This window comes from Citrobacter sp. CK185 (assembly GCF_030333565.1).
GTDB lineage: Bacteria > Pseudomonadota > Gammaproteobacteria > Enterobacterales > Enterobacteriaceae > Citrobacter_B > Citrobacter_B koseri.
Map to the genome: position 1 here is coordinate 63,698 of NZ_JAOWFR010000021.1, position 16,908 is coordinate 80,605.

General features: G+C 55.4%; 17 protein-coding genes. 8 read left to right on the forward strand and 9 right to left on the reverse strand.

Translation table 11 applies throughout. The annotated features are described in order from the left end of the window. Nucleotides 1-7: 7 nt before the first annotated feature. Together kdgT and sodA are read right to left on the reverse strand one after the other, a co-directional pair. Nucleotides 8-991 carry a 2-keto-3-deoxygluconate transporter gene (kdgT, locus tag OGV79_RS05440; protein ID WP_012133890.1) on the reverse strand — a complete coding sequence of 328 codons (984 nt, stop codon included), beginning with the start codon at nt 989-991 and terminating at the stop codon, nt 8-10. Between the two features lie 341 nt (nt 992-1,332). Further along, nucleotides 1,333-1,953 (reverse strand): superoxide dismutase [Mn], encoded by a 621-nt coding sequence (gene sodA / locus OGV79_RS05445; RefSeq protein WP_024130664.1) that lies wholly within the window; start codon nt 1,951-1,953, stop codon nt 1,333-1,335. Nucleotides 1,954-2,241: 288 nt separating this feature from the next. Between sodA and rhaT the strand changes: the two genes are divergently transcribed. After that, a complete protein-coding gene (rhaT, locus tag OGV79_RS05450) occupies nt 2,242-3,276 on the forward strand; it encodes an L-rhamnose/proton symporter RhaT (RefSeq protein ID WP_049009553.1) in 1,035 nt (344 codons plus the stop codon). Here the strand turns inward: rhaT and rhaR are convergent. Together rhaR and rhaS are read right to left on the reverse strand one after the other, a co-directional pair. Beyond that, nucleotides 3,273-4,121, reverse strand: coding sequence for an HTH-type transcriptional activator RhaR (gene rhaR, locus OGV79_RS05455; RefSeq protein WP_047459845.1), 849 nt, complete (start codon nt 4,119-4,121; stop codon nt 3,273-3,275). The genes rhaT and rhaR overlap by 4 nt on opposite strands. A gap of 153 nt (nt 4,122-4,274) precedes the next feature. Then, nucleotides 4,275-5,111 carry an HTH-type transcriptional activator RhaS gene (rhaS, locus tag OGV79_RS05460; RefSeq protein ID WP_012133897.1) on the reverse strand — a complete coding sequence of 279 codons (837 nt, stop codon included), beginning with the start codon at nt 5,109-5,111 and terminating at the stop codon, nt 4,275-4,277. A 300-nt stretch (nt 5,112-5,411) separates the two neighbouring features. Between rhaS and rhaB the strand changes: the two genes are divergently transcribed. The 5 genes from rhaB (at nt 5,412) to rhaM (ending at nt 10,686) form a co-directional block, all read left to right on the forward strand. Beyond that, the gene (gene rhaB, locus OGV79_RS05465) at nt 5,412-6,881 is read left to right on the forward strand and encodes a rhamnulokinase (RefSeq protein WP_286468072.1); all 1,470 of its coding nucleotides are present in this window, start codon (nt 5,412-5,414) and stop codon (nt 6,879-6,881) included. Then, nucleotides 6,878-8,137, forward strand: coding sequence for an L-rhamnose isomerase (gene rhaA, locus OGV79_RS05470; RefSeq protein ID WP_049009558.1), 1,260 nt, complete (start codon nt 6,878-6,880; stop codon nt 8,135-8,137). Before rhaB ends, rhaA begins: the two co-directional genes overlap by 4 nt. Nucleotides 8,138-8,280: 143 nt before the next feature. Further along, nucleotides 8,281-9,108: a rhamnulose-1-phosphate aldolase gene (gene rhaD, locus OGV79_RS05475; protein ID WP_012133901.1), complete on the forward strand. Its 828-nt coding sequence runs from the start codon at nt 8,281-8,283 to the stop codon at nt 9,106-9,108. Between the two features lie 118 nt (nt 9,109-9,226). Further along, nucleotides 9,227-10,375 carry a lactaldehyde reductase gene (gene fucO / locus OGV79_RS05480; protein WP_286468078.1) on the forward strand — a complete coding sequence of 383 codons (1,149 nt, stop codon included), beginning with the start codon at nt 9,227-9,229 and terminating at the stop codon, nt 10,373-10,375. Beyond that, nucleotides 10,372-10,686: an L-rhamnose mutarotase gene (gene rhaM / locus OGV79_RS05485; RefSeq protein ID WP_012133904.1), complete on the forward strand. Its 315-nt coding sequence runs from the start codon at nt 10,372-10,374 to the stop codon at nt 10,684-10,686. The genes fucO and rhaM overlap by 4 nt, the downstream gene beginning before the upstream one ends. A gap of 138 nt (nt 10,687-10,824) precedes the next feature. On the opposite strand, the gene OGV79_RS05490 is transcribed toward rhaM, so the two are convergent. Beyond that, the gene (locus OGV79_RS05490; RefSeq protein WP_012133905.1) at nt 10,825-11,373 is read right to left on the reverse strand and encodes a helix-turn-helix domain-containing protein; all 549 of its coding nucleotides are present in this window, start codon (nt 11,371-11,373) and stop codon (nt 10,825-10,827) included. 101 nt (nt 11,374-11,474) lie between these two features. On the opposite strand from OGV79_RS05490, the gene OGV79_RS05495 reads away from it, so the two are divergent. Beyond that, nucleotides 11,475-12,134, forward strand: a complete 660-nt coding sequence (locus OGV79_RS05495) for an AzlC family ABC transporter permease (RefSeq protein WP_047459858.1) — start codon at nt 11,475-11,477, stop codon at nt 12,132-12,134. Beyond that, the gene (locus OGV79_RS05500; RefSeq protein WP_012133907.1) at nt 12,134-12,457 is read left to right on the forward strand and encodes an AzlD domain-containing protein; all 324 of its coding nucleotides are present in this window, start codon (nt 12,134-12,136) and stop codon (nt 12,455-12,457) included. The genes OGV79_RS05495 and OGV79_RS05500 overlap by 1 nt, the downstream gene beginning before the upstream one ends. A gap of 88 nt (nt 12,458-12,545) precedes the next feature. Here OGV79_RS05500 and OGV79_RS05505 read toward each other — a convergent pair whose 3' ends face one another. The 4 genes from OGV79_RS05505 to OGV79_RS05520 all read right to left on the reverse strand — a co-directional run bounded on the left by OGV79_RS05505 (nt 12,546) and on the right by OGV79_RS05520 (nt 16,890). Then, entirely contained in the window at nt 12,546-12,758 is a 213-nt protein-coding gene (locus OGV79_RS05505) for a YdgH/BhsA/McbA-like domain containing protein (RefSeq protein ID WP_012133908.1), read from the reverse strand. A gap of 98 nt (nt 12,759-12,856) precedes the next feature. Then, nucleotides 12,857-13,639, reverse strand: a complete 783-nt coding sequence (fdhD, locus tag OGV79_RS05510) for a formate dehydrogenase accessory sulfurtransferase FdhD (RefSeq protein WP_353622140.1) — start codon at nt 13,637-13,639, stop codon at nt 12,857-12,859. Nucleotides 13,640-13,855: 216 nt separating this feature from the next. Continuing rightward, nucleotides 13,856-14,446, reverse strand: a complete 591-nt coding sequence (locus OGV79_RS05515) for a DUF1120 domain-containing protein (RefSeq protein WP_127891250.1) — start codon at nt 14,444-14,446, stop codon at nt 13,856-13,858. A gap of 20 nt (nt 14,447-14,466) precedes the next feature. Continuing rightward, on the reverse strand, nt 14,467-16,890 hold the full coding sequence (locus tag OGV79_RS05520; protein WP_115609785.1) for a fimbrial biogenesis outer membrane usher protein: 2,424 nt from the start codon (nt 16,888-16,890) through the stop codon (nt 14,467-14,469). Nucleotides 16,891-16,908 lie beyond the last annotated feature (18 nt).

The window sequence follows — 16,908 nt, forward strand, 5'->3', positions numbered from 1 at the left end:
AACGGGTTTATTTCACCGTACCGCGAATATCGATTTCCGCCGCTCTGGCCTTCACCTTCCGCGACCAGACTGAGGTAATGATCGGCACCAGAATCGAAGTCACGATAACCGATGTGGCAACCAGCGAGGTCGCGGCGGGCGCCATTGGTTTAAACGCCGGAACCATCTCTGCGATCAGCACGGGCGTGGCTACTGCGGCGCCCGCAGAACTTGAGGCGGCAATACCTGCCGTACCGTCACCGCCGCCGATAAACTTGTCAGCGATGATTAACGGGATGCCGGTGATAATAATGACCGCCACACCCAGTAGAATCCCCAGCACGCCCGTCTGTGCAATCACGCTCAAATCAATGGTGTTGCCCAGCGCGAAGGCGAAGAACGGGATCAGCGTCTGTACCGCTTTGCTGAAGAATTCCCGCAGTTCCGGGTCGAGATTCCCCAGCGCGAAACCAATCAGGAACGGCAATACCGCCCCCACAAATACATGCGGTTCAAACGAGGCAATCCCGGCGGTTCCCAGAATAACCATCGTCATCAGCGGCCCTGACTCCAGCGACATCAGGACAAATGCCCCGGCCTCTTCTTTCGTGCCGTACTGCTGCATGATGGAGGCGTACAGCCCACCGTTGGTCATGTCCATAGAGGCCACCAGCGCCAGCGTCGACAGCCCGGCGAAGAAGCCCGCTTCCACCCCATGTTCCGGGATAACGCGTGACGCAATAGCGGCCACCACCCAGGCAACCGCAATTTTAGTCACCACCAGCGTCCCGGATTTACGCAGTACGGTGCCTGTGGCGCTCAGTTTGATCGACGCGCCCATACAAAAGAACCAGACCGCCAGAATCGGCACCGTACCGGTGATCATACCGTTTGTGAATGAGCCGAAGTATTTCCCTGCGCCGGGCGCGAAGGTGTGGCATAGCGCGCCGAGGAACAACGGAACGAGCATCATCCCACCCGGGACTTTTTCTATCGTGCGTTTAATCTGCATTTCCTTCACCTGTAGACATAAAAACGGGCAATTTTTATGGGCGAATGCGCCTTACTTTGAGGCACACCCGCGTTGATGAAGAAACGATAGACATTCATTCGCACAATAAAAGTGATCCCAACCACATAACAAAACTATGTTTCATTTTTTATGGATTGATGTTTTTAATTTGACGTAAGTCACACCAGGCAAGCCCAAAAGCGCCTAAAAGAAAGCCCCCGCAGGTTATGCCTGCGGGGGCTGAATTCAATGCCGGATGGCGGCTAACGCCTTATCCGGCCTACAAATCGACAAATCCTCTTCGTAGGCCTGATAAGCGCAGCGCCATCAGGCAAAAAGACTTATTTTTTCGCCGCGAAACGCGCAGCAGCTTCGTCCCAGTTCACCACGTTCCAGAACTCTTTGATGTAGTCCGGGCGACGGTTCTGGAATTTCAGGTAGTAAGCGTGTTCCCATACGTCCAGACCCAGGATTGGGAAACCGGAAACGCCGGAAATGGCCTCGCCCATCAGCGGGGAGTCCTGGTTAGCGGTAGAGACAACCGCCAGTTTGTCGCCCTGCAACACCAGCCAGGCCCAACCGGAACCGAAACGCGTTGCCGCCGCTTTTTCAAACTCCGCTTTGAAGTTATCAACGGAACCGAAATCACGCTCGATAGCCGCTTTCAGGTCGCCCTGCAAAGCGGTGCCTTTTTTCAGGCCTTTCCAGAACAGGCTGTGGTTAGCGTGGCCGCCCGCGTTATTGCGCAGTACGGTTTTTTTGTCCGCCGGAAGCTGATCCAGTTTGGTGATCAGTTCTTCAACCGGCAGGTTCGCGAATTCAGGCAGGTTTTCCAGCGCCGCGTTAGCGTTGTTGACATAAGTTTGATGGTGTTTGGTATGGTGGATTTCCATCGTCTGCTTATCGAAGTGCGGTTCCAGCGCATCATAAGCGTACGGCAGGGATGGCAGTGTATAACTCATAATCATCTCCATTATTGTCGAGCGGCTGAAGTGTTAATGCCGCGTAAGCAGTTGGTTCATTATAGTTAATTAAATGATATTGAAAATGCTTATCAATGCCGTAGTTTTAATAAGGATATAACTTTTCATTATGTTCTTGAATATGTGAGCCAAATCACCCGTATAACGTGCTGGTTGCCAGGAAGGAAGAAATGTCGGCAATCCTCAAAAGGTTAATCAACTGCGCAATTTTTACACTCATCAGGTCGGGAGGGTCACACCGGCAATAAAAACGATGAGGATTAAGTCATGAGTAACGCGATTACGATGGGTATCTTTTGGCATTTGATAGGTGCGGCCAGTGCAGCCTGTTTTTATGCCCCGTTCAAACAAGTTAAACAATGGTCCTGGGAAACCATGTGGTCAATCGGTGGGATTGTCTCCTGGCTTATCCTGCCCTGGACCATCAGCGCCCTGCTGCTCCCGGATTTCTGGGCCTATTACAGTTCCTTCAACCTCTCCACCCTGTTGCCCGTATTTCTGTTCGGCGCAATGTGGGGCATCGGTAATATTAACTACGGCCTGACCATGCGCTATCTCGGCATGTCGATGGGGATCGGCATCGCGATTGGTATTACGCTGATCGTCGGCACCCTGATGACCCCCATCATCAATGGAAACTTTGATGTGCTGATCAATACCGAAGGCGGACGAATGACGCTGCTGGGCGTCCTGGTGGCGCTGATCGGCGTTGGCATCGTCACCCGCGCCGGGCAGTTAAAAGAGCGCAAAATGGGGATCACCGCCGAGGAGTTCAACCTGAAAAAAGGTCTGCTGCTGGCGGTGATGTGCGGTATTTTCTCCGCCGGGATGTCCTTTGCGATGAACGCCGCCAAACCGATGCATGAAGCCGCTGCCGCGCTCGGCGTCGATCCGCTGTATGTCGCTCTGCCAAGCTACGTGGTCATCATGGGCGGCGGCGCGCTGATCAACCTGGGCTTCTGTTTCATTCGTCTGGCAAAAGTGAAAAACTTGTCGATAAAAGCCGACTTCTCGCTGGCAAAATCGATGATCATCACCAATATCCTGCTGTCCGCGCTGGGTGGCCTGATGTGGTATTTGCAGTTCTTTTTCTACGCCTGGGGCCACGCTCGCATTCCGCCGCAGTATGACTACATCAGTTGGATGCTGCACATGAGCTTCTACGTGCTGTGCGGTGGGATTGTGGGTCTGGTGCTGAAAGAGTGGAAAAACGCGGGTCGTCGTCCTGTCAGCGTTCTCAGTCTGGGTTGCGTGGTCATTATTATCGCCGCCAACATCGTCGGCATGGGAATGGCAAGCTAATCGTTTTGCGTACTGTGATGACGCCACTGGCTGGGCGTCATCCCGGTTTCCCGCGTAAACACCACCGAAAAGTAGTTACTGTCCTCAAAGCCGCACTGCATTGAAATCTCACTGATCATCAGGCGGCTGTGCTGAAGCAAATACTGCGCATGGCAGATGCGGATCTGGCGAAGATACTGGTTGATGGTCATCCCGGTCTGTGAGCGAAACTGCTGTCGCAGCACCCGCTCGCTGCACTGCTCCTGGTCGCAAAACGCGTCCAGCGCAAAGGGGCGCTCCAGGCTTCCGGCCAGCGCGGTAATCAATTTATCCAGCAACGTTTCGCTCGCTCTGGTCGGGAGATCATCGGTGGCATAGCGATGTCTTTTCAGCGTCATCACCAACTGACCAAATAGCAGCTCCGCCATCTCATTCGCCAGCGGATCGCCCTGATTGCTCTCATGTTCAAGCTGGCTGATAACCTGCCGCGCCTGATTCATCCCCACGCTGCCCAGCCGCCAGTGCGGGCGCCGTTCACTGCCGTTAAAGCCCGGAATGGCGCTTTCCCAGCCAAGATTCAGGGTCAACCGCTCAGGGCAGTAAATAATATTCTGCAAAACCAAATCGTTAACGGAGGTGTAGGAGTGTCTGTCCTCGGCGCGAATATAAAACAGATCGCCGCGCGTGATGCGGTAAGGGCGATCGTTGAGCACATGCAAACCGTTGCCGCGCCAGACCAGCACCAGTTCACAAAACTCGTGTGTATGTTCCGCGAACACATTTTGCGGATAGCGATCAGCAACCGCGACAGCCTGGCCGTCATTCGCAAAAAAGTCTTTTTTCAGAAGGACTAACTGATTTGCCACCGCAGCACCTCACGTTGAATGCTTGCCGGATGGCGCTACGCTTATCTGGCCTACAGATCGCCGCCGTAGGCCGGATAAGACGAAGTCGCCATCCGGCATTGAAGGGGACGATTATCAGCAAATTGGCGACAAAAAACGGTGATAGCTTTCGCGTTACTGTAGCAATGCGTCCCGCCCCTGACGAATATCCCTGGGCGACCAGTCAAATTCCCGGCGAAACAGCGTCGAAAAATGGTTACTGTCGCCAAAACCGCAGCGATACGCGATATCTGTGACACTTTCATCACTGTGACGCAGCAGGTGGCGAGCCTTGATAAGCCGCAGACGGTTAAGATAGCGCTGCGGCGTCAGGCCGGTCTGTTGTTTGAGCTGACGGTGCAGCGTGCGCAGCGAGAGCGAAAACTTGTCGGCTATCGATTCCCAGCACACCTCTTCAGCAAAATGATCCTCCAGCCAGGCCAGCAACTGATTCAGCCGCGCATCGTTATTGGCCGCCCCTTCCATCAGGCTGCTTTTACGCAGCAGCACCAGCAACTGCATAAACAGAATTTCACGGTTGGCGACCGCAGGTGTGTCCATCTCGTCTCCGGCGTTTTCCATCTGCGCCACCAGTTGTCGCACCTGCTGCAACGCGCTCTGATTCACGCGCCAGTGTGACGGATACTGCCCATCCTGTTCCTGCGGCAAGAGCTGGTTCAGCCCTGCCAGAAACTGAAACGCGTCCGGCGAGCGATAGAGCACATTCGTCAGACACAGGTTGTCGGTGTGTTCATACAGATGCCTGTCATGATCGCGAACAAAGCAGACCGTACCGCCGCTAATGGTGTAGGGCTGCCCATTGAACACATGAATGCCGGTGCCATGTTCAACAATCACAATCTCATGAAAATCATGATGATGTTCAGGAAAAGCGGACTGAGGAAGCCGGGGTTCAATGGCCACGGGCGCTTTACCTGACGGAAAAAAATCCACGCTATGCAGTACGGTCATGATGGCTTCCTGATATGAGAAACATGTCAGAAATAGTAATTAAGGGTTACTACCCTCACCTTAAATTTTTAACGCCAAAGCGCGCAAACCCGGTCGTTTTTTCAAGAAAGGACGGGAAAGATCAGGAAATGCGGACGCCGTCACATCCGGCCAATTCACGCTGATAAACGGAAATTGTGAACGCTATCACGTTCACCTTTGCCTCCTTGCCAGCGGCCAATTTAACCTGTCAGTAACAGGAAGGTACGCCTTCCTGGGGGTTCTTAGACTGAGTGCAATGAAACTCAGAAGGACTTCACCATGACTTTTCGCCATTGTGTCGCTGTCGATCTCGGGGCATCCAGCGGGCGCGTAATGCTGGCGCGTTACGACAGTGAACAACACGCCCTGACGCTGCGTGAAATCCACCGCTTCGCGAACTGTTTGCAAAAAACAGACGGGTTCGACGCCTGGGATATCGACAGCCTGGAAAATGAAATTCGCCTTGGACTGGAGAAAGTCTGCGATGAAGGTATCCGTATTGACAGCATCGGCATTGATACCTGGGGCGTGGACTATGTGCTGCTCGACAAGCACGGCCAGCGCGTCGGTCTGCCCGTATCTTATCGCGACAACCGTACCACGGGGGTGATGCAGCAGGCGCTGGTGCAGCTCGGCAAGCATGATATCTATCGCCGCAGCGGCATTCAGTTTCTGCCGTTCAATACGCTGTATCAGCTCCGCGCGCTGGTTGAACAACAGCCTGAACTTATCCCGCAGGTGGCACATGCCCTGCTGATCCCCGACTATTTCAGTTTCCGCCTGACGGGCGAAATGAACTGGGAATACACCAACGCCACCACCACGCAGCTCGTCAATATCAACAGCGATGACTGGGACGATACCCTGCTGGACTGGACCGGCGCCAACAAAGCCTGGTTTGGCAGACCTACCCATCCGGGCAACGTGATCGGCTACTGGATCTGCCCACAGAAAAATCAGATTCCGGTGGTCGCCGTCGCCAGTCACGACACCGCCAGCGCGGTGATCGCCTCTCCGCTGGCCGATAAAAACAGCGCTTATCTCTCTTCCGGCACCTGGTCGTTGATGGGCTTCGAGAGCAGAACGCCTTACACCGATGACGCGGCGCTGGCGGCGAACATCACCAATGAAGGCGGCGCAGAAGGCCGCTACCGGGTGCTGAAAAACATCATGGGGCTCTGGCTGCTTCAGCGCGTACTGAAAGAGCGCCAGATTACCGACCTGCCCGCGCTGATCGCCGAGACCCAGTCGCTTCCGGCCTGCCGTTTCCTGATAAACCCGAATGACGATCGCTTTATCAACCCCGCCGATATGAGCGCGGAGATCCAGGCGGCCTGCCGTGAATCCGGCCAGCCGGAACCCACCCGTAACGCCGAACTGGCACGCTGCATTTTCGACAGTCTGGCGCTGCTGTATGCCGATGTGTTGCAGGAGCTGGCGAACCTGCGTGGTGAAGCCTTTAGCCAGCTGTACATCGTTGGAGGAGGTTGCCAGAACGCCCTGCTGAACCAGCTGTGCGCCGATGCCTGCGGCATTCGCGTGATGGCCGGGCCGATTGAGGCTTCCACCCTCGGCAATATCGGCATCCAGCTCATGACGCTGGACGAACTGAACAACGTTGACGACTTCCGTCAGGTGGTGAGAACCAACTACGACCTGACGACCTTTACCCCAAATCCTGACAGTGAAATTGCCCGCCACGTTGCGCAGTTTCAATCAAAACGACAGACAAAGGAGCTTTGCGCATGACCACTCAACTTGAACAAGCCTGGGAACTGGCGAAACAACGTTTTGCTGCGGTAGGTATTGATGTCGAGGAGGCGTTACGCCAGCTCGATCGTCTGCCGGTATCGATGCACTGCTGGCAGGGCGATGACGTCGCCGGATTCGAAAACCCGGAAGGATCGCTCACCGGCGGTATTCAGGCCACCGGTAACTATCCCGGTAAAGCACGTAGCGCCAGCGAGCTGCGCGCCGACCTGGAACAGGCGCTAAGCCTGATCCCGGGGCCAAAACGCCTGAACTTACACGCAATCTATCTGGAGTCTGACACGCCGGTGTCCCGCGACCAGATCAAACCGGAGCACTTCAAAAACTGGGTGGAATGGGCAAAAGCGAACCAGTTAGGGCTGGACTTCAACCCTTCCTGCTTCTCTCACCCGCTGAGCGCTGACGGCTTCACCCTGGCGCACGCGGACGACAACATTCGCCAGTTCTGGATTGACCACTGCAAGGCCAGCCGCCGCGTATCCGCGTACTTCGGTGAGCAACTGGGCACGCCGTCGGTGATGAACATCTGGATCCCGGATGGCATGAAAGACATCACCGTTGACCGCTTAGCGCCGCGCCAACGCCTGCTGGAGGCGCTGGACGAGGTGATCAGTGAAAAACTGAATCCGGCGCATCACATCGACGCCGTGGAAAGCAAACTGTTCGGTATTGGCGCGGAAAGCTATACCGTTGGCTCCAACGAGTTCTACATGGGCTACGCCACCAGCCGCCAGACCGCGCTGTGCCTCGACGCGGGCCACTTCCATCCGACCGAAGTGATTTCCGACAAGATTTCCGCCGCCATGCTGTATGTGCCGCGCCTGCTGCTGCACGTCAGCCGCCCGGTGCGCTGGGACAGCGATCACGTCGTGCTGCTGGATGATGAAACCCAGGCAATTGCCAGCGAAATCGTGCGTCATAACCTGTTTGACCGCGTGCATATCGGCCTCGATTTCTTCGATGCCTCCATCAACCGTATCGCCGCGTGGGTTATCGGCACGCGCAATATGAAGAAAGCGCTGCTGCGCGCGCTGCTGGAACCAACCGGGCAGTTGCGTCAGTTAGAAGCCAGCGGCGATTACACCGCCCGCCTGGCGCTGCTGGAAGAGCAGAAATCCCTGCCGTGGCAAGCCGTCTGGGAAATGTATTGCCAGCGTCACGACACGCCAGCCGGCAGCCAGTGGCTGGAAAGCGTCCGTGCCTATGAAAAAGAGATTCTGAGCAAACGTAGCTAACCGCGACGCCTGACTTGTAGGCCGGATAAGACGTTCCGCGTCGCCATCCGGCAATAAATGAAACACGATTGCCGGATGGCGCTGCGCTTATCCGGCCTACGTAAGACCCGATAACGTTCGGGCAATAAATGGGAACACCGAACATGCAGAACATTACCCACTCCTGGTTTGTCCAGGGAATGATCAAAGCCACCTCCGACGCCTGGCTGAAGGGCTGGGACGAACGCAACGGCGGCAACCTGACGCTGCGTCTGGATGAGGCGGATATCGCGCCGTTTACCGACGATTTCCACCAGGAGCCGCGCTATATCGCGCTGAGTCAGCCAATGCCGCTGCTGGCGAACACGCCGTTTATCGTCACCGGCTCCGGCAAATTCTTCCGCAACGTACAGCTCGATCCGGCAGCGAATTTAGGCGTGGTGAAAGTGGACAGCGACGGCGCGGGCTACCACATTCTGTGGGGGCTGAATCATGAGGCGGTTCCAACCTCCGAGCTGCCGGCCCACTTCCTCTCCCACTGCGAGCGCATTAACGCCACCGACGGCAAAGACCGCGTGATTATGCATTGCCACGCCACCAACCTGATCGCGCTGACCTACGTGCTGGAAAACAACACGCCGCTTTTCACCCGCAAACTGTGGGAAGGCAGCACCGAGTGCCTGGTGGTGTTCCCGGACGGCGTCGGCATTCTGCCGTGGATGGTGCCGGGCACCGATGAGATCGGTCAGGCCACCGCGCAGGAAATGCAGAAGCACTCGCTGGTGCTGTGGCCCTTCCACGGCGTGTTCGGCAGCGGCCCGACGCTGGATGAAACATTCGGCCTGATCGATACCGCCGAGAAGTCTGCGGAGGTGCTGGTCAAAATCTATTCGATGGGCGGTATGAAGCAAACCATCACGCGTGAAGAACTGGTAGCGCTTGGCAAACGCTTTGGCGTGACTCCGCTTGCCAGTGCATTAGCGTTGTACTGATTCTTCCCGCAATCCAATGCCGGATGGCGGCTTCGCCTTATCCGGCCTATGCCGTAGGCCCGATAAGCGCAGCGTCATCGGGCAATAGGGTAACGCGTCAATCTTAAGGAGAATATTCATGAGCTTCATGTTGGCACTTCCCAAAATTAGCCTGCATGGCGCAGGCGCAATCGGCGATATGGTTAACCTCGTCGCGAATAAGCAATGGGGTAAAGCGCTGGTCGTCACTGACGGGCAACTGGTAAAACTGGGCCTGCTGGACAGCCTGTTTGCCGCGCTTGACGCGCATCAGATGTCGTACCACCTTTTCGACGAGGTTTTCCCGAACCCCACTGAAGAACTGGTGCAAAAAGGGTATGCGGCATATCAGGACGCGCAGTGTGATTACATCATCGCCTTCGGCGGCGGCAGCCCGATCGATACCGCCAAAGCGGTCAAAATTCTGACGGCGAACCCTGGCCCCTCTACCGCCTATTCTGGCGTCGGCAAAGTCAAAAACGCGGGCATTCCGCTGGTGGCGATTAATACCACCGCCGGTACGGCAGCGGAAATGACCAGCAATGCCGTCATTATCGACTCCGCGCGCCAGGTCAAAGAGGTCATCATCGACCCGAATATCATCCCTGATATCGCGGTGGACGACGCCAGCGTTATGCTGGACATCCCGCCATCCGTCACTGCCGCCACCGGTATGGATGCGCTGACCCACGCCATTGAGGCCTATGTCTCGGTTGGCGCGCACCCGCTTACCGACGCCAACGCGCTGGAAGCCATTCGGCTGATTAACCTGTGGCTGCCGAAAGCGGTTGATGACGGCCACAACCTCGAAGCGCGTGAGCAGATGGCGTTTGGCCAGTATCTGGCGGGTATGGCGTTCAACAGCGCTGGCCTTGGTCTGGTACACGCGCTGGCGCATCAGCCGGGCGCCACGCACAACCTGCCGCACGGCGTCTGTAACGCCATCCTGCTGCCGATCATTGAGAACTTTAACCGCCCGAACGCGGTCGCGCGTTTTGCCCGCGTCGCCCAGGCGATGGGCGTCGATACTCAAGGTATGAGCATTGAGGCGGCGAGTATGGAAGCGATCAATGCAATCCGCGCATTGAGCAAACGCGTCGGCATTCCTGAAGGTTTCAGCACACTGGGCGTCACGAAAGACGATATTGAAGGCTGGCTGGACAAAGCGCTGGCAGATCCGTGTGCGCCGTGCAATCCACGCACCGCCAGCCGCGATGACGTCCGCGAGTTGTATCTGGAGGCGCTATGATCCGCAAAGCGTTTGTGATGCAGGTGAATGCCGACGCACACGAGGAGTATCAGCGTCGCCATAATCCCATCTGGCCGGAGCTGGAAAGCGTATTGAAAGCGCATGGCGCGCATCACTATGCGATTTACCTCGATAAAGAACGCAACCTGTTGTTCGCGACCGTCGAGATTGAATCGGAAGAGCGCTGGAATGCCATCGCCAGTACCGACGTGTGCCAGCGTTGGTGGAAGCATATGCGCGACGTGATGCCTGCCAACCCGGATAACAGCCCGGTGAGCGCAGAGCTGAAAGAAGTGTTTTACCTGGCGTAGGCTGTCTGAAGCCGGATGACTCAACGCCGGATGGCGACGCTAACGCGTCTTATCCGGCCTACAATTTCGCGCCATTTGCTACCTGTAGGCCGGATAAGCGTCAGCGCCATCCGGCATCATAAACCTCATCGCGCGGAATTAATTTTGCTCGGCCACCAGGATCGCCTGCGTATCCGCTTCCAGCGCTTTAAAGATGTGCTCCTGATCGGCGGGATAACAAATATAATCGCCCTCGCCTAACTCTTCCGGCGCCTCTGTCAGCCCGACAAGCGCTTTCCCCTGCGTCACAATAATATGCTCCACCGATCCCGGCGGATGTGGATGTGAAATACGATCCGCCCCCGGCTGCGTCAGCAGCAGGTAGATATCGCGCCGCGCCCCTGGCGGACAGGCAGCCAGTAAAATAGCCTGATAGTGGGCCTGTTCCGCCACCACTTTTGTCCCTTCTCCGCGACGAATCACCTGCGTTTTTTGCGCCTGCGGCTCCAGCAGACGCGCAAAGGGAATATCCAGGGCCACGCAAAGCGCCCAGAGCGTTTCCAGGCTAGGATTTCCATTGCCCGCTTCCAGTTGCGACAGGGTAGATTTCGCAATCCCCGCACGCCGGGCGATTTCCGCCAGCGACAGGCCGGTACGCTGACGTTCGCGCACCAGGCTTTTCGCGATCACGCTAATGGGCTGTGTCATTCACGACTCCGCGTTCTTTATATCGAACGAATCGTTCGACTTGTAAATCAATTCTGTTGCGTTCATTATAATGGAAATTCGTTCGATATGGCTAAAATAGTATGAAACATCACCTCTCATGTCTCAGCGGAGACACGATAAAAGCGATATTTTTAGTGTGTCTGGCCGTTGGCGTCGTCGGGATGTCCTACGGATCGCTGGCGATGGCCTACGGCTTCCCGATTTGGGTGCCGTTTGTACTCTCCATTTTTGTCCTGGCGGGGGCGTCCGAATTTATGTTTATCGGCATTGTCGCCAGCGGCGGGAACCCGCTGGCCGCCGCCGCTGCCGGTTTGCTGGTGAATGCCCGCCATATTCCATTCGGCGTAACGGTACGTGAACTGGTAGGCACCCGCGCCGCCAGCTTTCTGGGCTGCCATATCATGAATGATGAAAGCGTCGTCTTTGGTCTGTCGCAAAAAACACGGCAACAGCGCAAAGCCGCCTACTGGCTGTGCGGCGCGGGCGTCGCAATTTTTTGGCCACTGGGCGCACTGCTTGGCGCGATGGTCGGCAAACTGCTCCCGGCACCGGAAACCATCGGTCTGGACGCGGTATTTCCCGCCATTTTATTGGCGTTAGTGATCCCGGCGTTCAGGAATCGCACCACGCTAATCCGCGCCTGTAGCGGCGCCGGGCTGTCGCTTGCCGCCGTCCCCTTCGCACCGGTCGGGTTGCCGGTACTGCTCTCTCTGCTTGGCTTACTGACGAGGAAAAAATAATGGGCAACATGACGCTGTTTATCGTCGGTATTGCTGTGTTATCGGCAGGCACCTATCTGATGCGTCTTGGCGGAGCAAAGCTCGGCAACCGGCTGGCGCTCTCCGAACGTTCTCAGGCGCTATTGTCGGATGCGGCAACGGTATTGCTGTTTTCAGTGGCGCTGGCAACCACGTTTTATGAAGGCGAACATTTTGCCGGAATGGCGCGGGTACTGGGCGTCGCGTTCGCTGTTTTCCTGGCGTGGCGCAAAATGCCGCTGATTGTGGTGATTATCGCTGCGGCGGTGGTGACAGCGCTGCTAAGGCTGGCGGGTATGCACTAAATATGAGGCATTTATCGGAATAGTAAAACAGTAAACGCAGAAACGAAAAAAGCGCCCTGAAGGCGCTCTTTCGACAGTTTTGAATCACTTATTTCAGCAGTTCAGCGGTCATATGCACGCGGTTACCGGAGTATGCGGAAGTGATTTTGTAATCACTGGCGCCAGCCTGCTGAGCCTGAGCGGCGATTTTTGCTTCTGCGCTTTCCAGAGTAGAGCCCGTCGCGGTAACAGACTGAGCGGCGAAAGAACCGAAAGAAGTAGCGAGAGCGATAACTGCGACAAAAGTTTTGATGCTTTTCATGATATAAACCCTTTAACTTAGTTGTTTGAGTAAGGCACCGTGCCTTGATGTGATAAATAATAGGCCGGTATTCGAACAACTAAAAGCGGAAGGATTTGCTATTCTTTTTCAAATTTACTGAATAAAACTCTACCTGTCATCAAACGCCGTGGATGCGTATAAATTGTCGCCTTGCCCGGCTTGCAAAAACCCACCAGCGTCAGGTTACAGCGCTCAGCCACGTCAACCGCTAACGTGGTGGCAGCGGAGACGGCAAACAGGATTTCAACGCCGCACATCGCCGATTTCTGCACCATTTCATAGCTGGCGCGACTGGAGACCAGCACCGCGCCCTGCTGCCAGCTTTCGCCTTCCGTCGCCCGGTGCCCCAGCAGTTTATCCAGCGCGACATGGCGACCGACATCTTCATGCCCGCCCGCTAATTCACCGGACGGCATCGCCCACGCCGCCGCATGAGTACAGCCGGTAAGCTGACCAACCGGTTGAAAATCAGACAGATGCTTCAGCGCGCGATCAAGATTCGCCAGGCTAAAGGTTTGGGTAAACGGGAGCGGCGTAATGGGTTTGCCGATGTCATTCAGCTGCTCCACGCCGCAAACGCCGCAGCCGGTACGCCCGGCCAGGGCGCGACGACGTTCTTTCAGCCCCATAAAACGGCGGCTGGAAAGCTCAATCTGCACTTCAAGGCCGTTGCAGGAAGGAACGACGTCCATGCCATAAATATCCTGCGGACATTCAATAATGCCTTCCGACAGTGAAAAACCGATCGCGAATTGTTCCAGATCTTTCGGCGTGGTCATCATCACCACATGGGAAATGCCGTTATAGACCAGCGCGACAGGAACTTCCGTCGCCAGCATATCCGGTTTTGATTGCGTCAGGCACCCGCGCGTCCAGACGGCATGAGAAACAGCGCCCTCCGGGGATGAATTTTGATGGTCAGACAAAGCAGCTTCCTGGTATGGACTCACGATAAGAGAGATTACGTTCAGGCAGGATGAGAGCGCCTTTGCGCATTTAACTGCGGTTATTGTCCTCCATTATTTTTGTGAGGTCAAAACCGGGGCAAAACCGCCCCGGTCGGCAGGATGAGAACGCTAGTTAGCCGCGAGAGCGTCAAACGACACGGTGTAGGTTTCTTCCAGATCCTGCGTATTGCTGGTCTGGAAAGCTTTATCGGCAAGATAAGTGGTGATCATCAGTGTTGCAACCCACTGTTTTCCTGCCACTTCCTGGCCGTTTACCGCAGCAGCGGACATATCCGGCAACAGCGTCATTTCCGCAGCGCCACCCGATACCTGCGCCGCGCCCCGGGGAACCGAAGCCAACTGAACGGGAGCGTTATCGACTCTGGCATTTTTCATTTTAATCGACATCGCGCCGTTGTCAGAAAACCGCCAGGCCTGCCCCTGCCGGGCGGGGCCATCCACAAAGAGCCGAATTTTATGTTCATCAGTACAGATGACGGAGACCTGTAACTCCCGGGTGACGGAGGCATAACCGTGATACATATTCCCGGCGTATTCGGTGCTCCCCTCCCTCATATCCTCCCTGCGGAACCGCCCATAGTCGACCTGTTTTGTCGAAGATAAAATCTGACAGTCGCCTTCTTCCGCCAGTGCGGATGGCACATTCCCACACAAGAAACCCGCCAGTAATACAGGCATAAAAACGCTAAGGTGTTTCATGGAGCCAGCTCCCTGTTTCATTAGAGACATTTCCCTTTTATCTCCTCGTAGAATTTCTGCGGATCGGCTTCCGGCAGGGTGTAGTTCAGTTTGCATCGTCCACCGTCCACCTTCGCATACAGCTGATGGCTTGCTGAGATATCATTCAGGAAGATCAAACCGTCCTCTGGCGCGGAAGTGATGTATTCCCCGGCGTCGTTGACAATGGAGACGCCTTTCGGCAACGGAGTACCGTCTGCACGCATGACAGAGAGCAGCACGCGCCGCTGACTCAGCGTGGTGAATTGCCATTTCGCGACCGCCCCGTGCGATGCTTTAATCGCCGTCCGGCCATTATTGACGTCAAGATTGCCCGGAAGACTTTGGGTATTAAGTTCCAGCGTACTTTCATGGAACGGCGTCAATGACGGGACGACGGCCTGGCCCCATTTATCGGTCCAGACGGGCCCGCGCGACGTCACGATTTCGATACCGGCAACAGGCTTGTCCAGTTGGGTAATGGCATACGTGTCCGCGACCGGATACGGTGAGAAGGTCACGCCATCGTCATGCGCCACAATGCCGCCACTCAATGCGGCAGAGTAGTTCGTATTGCTGTCGTTATCGCCGCCAGCCGCCACGGACAGCGTGGTATAGTGAAGATTGCTGTTGAGCGAGCTATCCCAGTCGGTAACACTTTCGTCCTGATCGCGAGACACGCCGACCGTGTATTGGTTGTCGTCATTCAGCGACCCCATCGCCCGCGTGCCATAAGAGCTTCTTCCTTCACTCTCGCGATACCACGAGTTCGTTGAAACACCGGTACGGCCTAACGGAACAGAAACGTTCACGTAGAACATATCGCGATCGCTCTCATCCCCACGACTGATATCCGATTCCCAGTTCACGCTGACGCTGAAATATTTATAGGTTTGCGACCAGGAAGAGATAATGCGGCGGCTATTATAGTCGCTGTCCCAGGCCTCATTACGGTAGTAGCCGAGTGAAAAACGCCCCAGAAGCGTATCCGACCAACTGACCGCGACGTTCGTATCGTATTTCGTTGGGGAGTAATCATCGTCGTCGCTATACAGTTCCTGCATTTCGCGATAGTCCGCCGTGCCGTAGCTGCCGCCCAGCGAAATCCCCATCCCCCAGGGCAAGGAATACCCAAGATCCAGCGTGGTTTTGTGCCCATCAGTCTGGCTACGGTTATCGATCGACCCAAGAAACCCGAGCGAGGCATATAAATTCTGTACGGGAACGGTATCCACATTGGCAGAGAAACCGTAATAGTGGTTATCCGCCATCACCATTCCGGCCATGAGATTCATACGATTATTCACTGACCAGCCATCAGACGCCGACACAATCCAGGGCTGCTCAAAATTCGTGTCCATATCTTCCGCACGCCCCACGGCCAGAGAAAAGCCCGGCGCCCTGCCGACATGGTTGCTACGAAACGTGCTCGCCGATACGGTAAAATGGCTCTCGCTTCCATCGGTCTCCGTCACCGTGACATTCAGGTCGGTGTTGAGGTTGGCAATGGGTACATCGGTTAAGGTAAAGGGGCCAGCGGGAACAAGCGTTGAATAGATGATCTGCCCACCCTGGCGAATATCCACGCGCGCCTGAGAATATCTGGCGATCCCCGTCACCTCGACGCCGCTCCCCTCGTTCGGTAACAGGGTATTATCCGGCATGACTTGCACACCGTAGACCGATGGAATACTAAAGCGGCTGTTGGCAATGTTGATTTGCCCGCCCTGCACCATCACGCCATAGTCGGCGAAAGTGCGTTGCGCGTAGGTATAATACGAGTCGGTCTCTAATTCCTGGTCGCTGCCGTCGCTGACGAATTGCGTGCTGCGCACAATCCAGTCACCCGCATTAAAACCAAGTTCAAACGTTGACTGAAAGCGGTCTGAATTATCGCCGTCATATTTATAATGCGTGCCAAACATGGAGTAATTCAGCATTGCGGCATGACCACCGCGAACGTCCGCGACCTGTCGGTTATTATCTGGATCAATCGCTTCCTGCGGAACAACCAGCGACATTTCTTCTGTTTCAGGCGTAGCGCTAACGGTTGCCGTAGACCAGTATTGATGGATCAGCGGGCAGGTTTCTCTTTTTATTTTCGTGATGAGTCCTGCGCTTTCCAGAAATGCTTTATCAATACAGGGCTGCCCTTCCTCATTAAACTTAACCGACATGACACTGTGTTTCTTGCCATTAATAATAACGGTCACATTATGGACACCAGGAGTGAACCGGGACGCTAAGGAATAATAATCAGCAATCACAGGATCGAGACCATTAGATTCTAATGCATCAGTATCAAATACCGCTCTCGCCAACTCCATCGTTCCAGTAGAGGTCGGCATTATTTCCGCCCGTATACTGAAAGCGATTGCCGTCAGACAAAACACAATAATTCCTTTTTTAGCGGAACCGCGAATCATAACCACTCCATGTGTTTT

Excerpts from the sequence above, each read along its gene's own strand:
- rhaA (WP_049009558.1), top strand. The coding sequence starts at position 6,878 with ATGACCACTCAACTTGAACAAGCCTGGGAACTGGCGAAACAACGTTTT.
- OGV79_RS05495 (WP_047459858.1), top strand. The coding sequence starts at position 11,475 with ATGAAACATCACCTCTCATGTCTCAGCGGAGACACGATAAAAGCGATA.
- OGV79_RS05500 (WP_012133907.1), top strand. The coding sequence starts at position 12,134 with ATGGGCAACATGACGCTGTTTATCGTCGGTATTGCTGTGTTATCGGCA.
- rhaD (WP_012133901.1), top strand. The coding sequence starts at position 8,281 with ATGCAGAACATTACCCACTCCTGGTTTGTCCAGGGAATGATCAAAGCC.
- OGV79_RS05505 (WP_012133908.1), bottom strand. The coding sequence starts at position 12,758 with ATGAAAAGCATCAAAACTTTTGTCGCAGTTATCGCTCTCGCTACTTCT.
- rhaB (WP_286468072.1), top strand. The coding sequence starts at position 5,412 with ATGACTTTTCGCCATTGTGTCGCTGTCGATCTCGGGGCATCCAGCGGG.
- OGV79_RS05515 (WP_127891250.1), bottom strand. The coding sequence starts at position 14,446 with ATGAAACACCTTAGCGTTTTTATGCCTGTATTACTGGCGGGTTTCTTG.
- OGV79_RS05490 (WP_012133905.1), bottom strand. The coding sequence starts at position 11,373 with ATGACACAGCCCATTAGCGTGATCGCGAAAAGCCTGGTGCGCGAACGT.
- OGV79_RS05520 (WP_115609785.1), bottom strand. The coding sequence starts at position 16,890 with ATGATTCGCGGTTCCGCTAAAAAAGGAATTATTGTGTTTTGTCTGACG.
- sodA (WP_024130664.1), bottom strand. The coding sequence starts at position 1,953 with ATGAGTTATACACTGCCATCCCTGCCGTACGCTTATGATGCGCTGGAA.
- rhaT (WP_049009553.1), top strand. The coding sequence starts at position 2,242 with ATGAGTAACGCGATTACGATGGGTATCTTTTGGCATTTGATAGGTGCG.
- rhaM (WP_012133904.1), top strand. The coding sequence starts at position 10,372 with ATGATCCGCAAAGCGTTTGTGATGCAGGTGAATGCCGACGCACACGAG.
- rhaS (WP_012133897.1), bottom strand. The coding sequence starts at position 5,111 with ATGACCGTACTGCATAGCGTGGATTTTTTTCCGTCAGGTAAAGCGCCC.
- kdgT (WP_012133890.1), bottom strand. The coding sequence starts at position 991 with ATGCAGATTAAACGCACGATAGAAAAAGTCCCGGGTGGGATGATGCTC.
- fucO (WP_286468078.1), top strand. The coding sequence starts at position 9,227 with ATGAGCTTCATGTTGGCACTTCCCAAAATTAGCCTGCATGGCGCAGGC.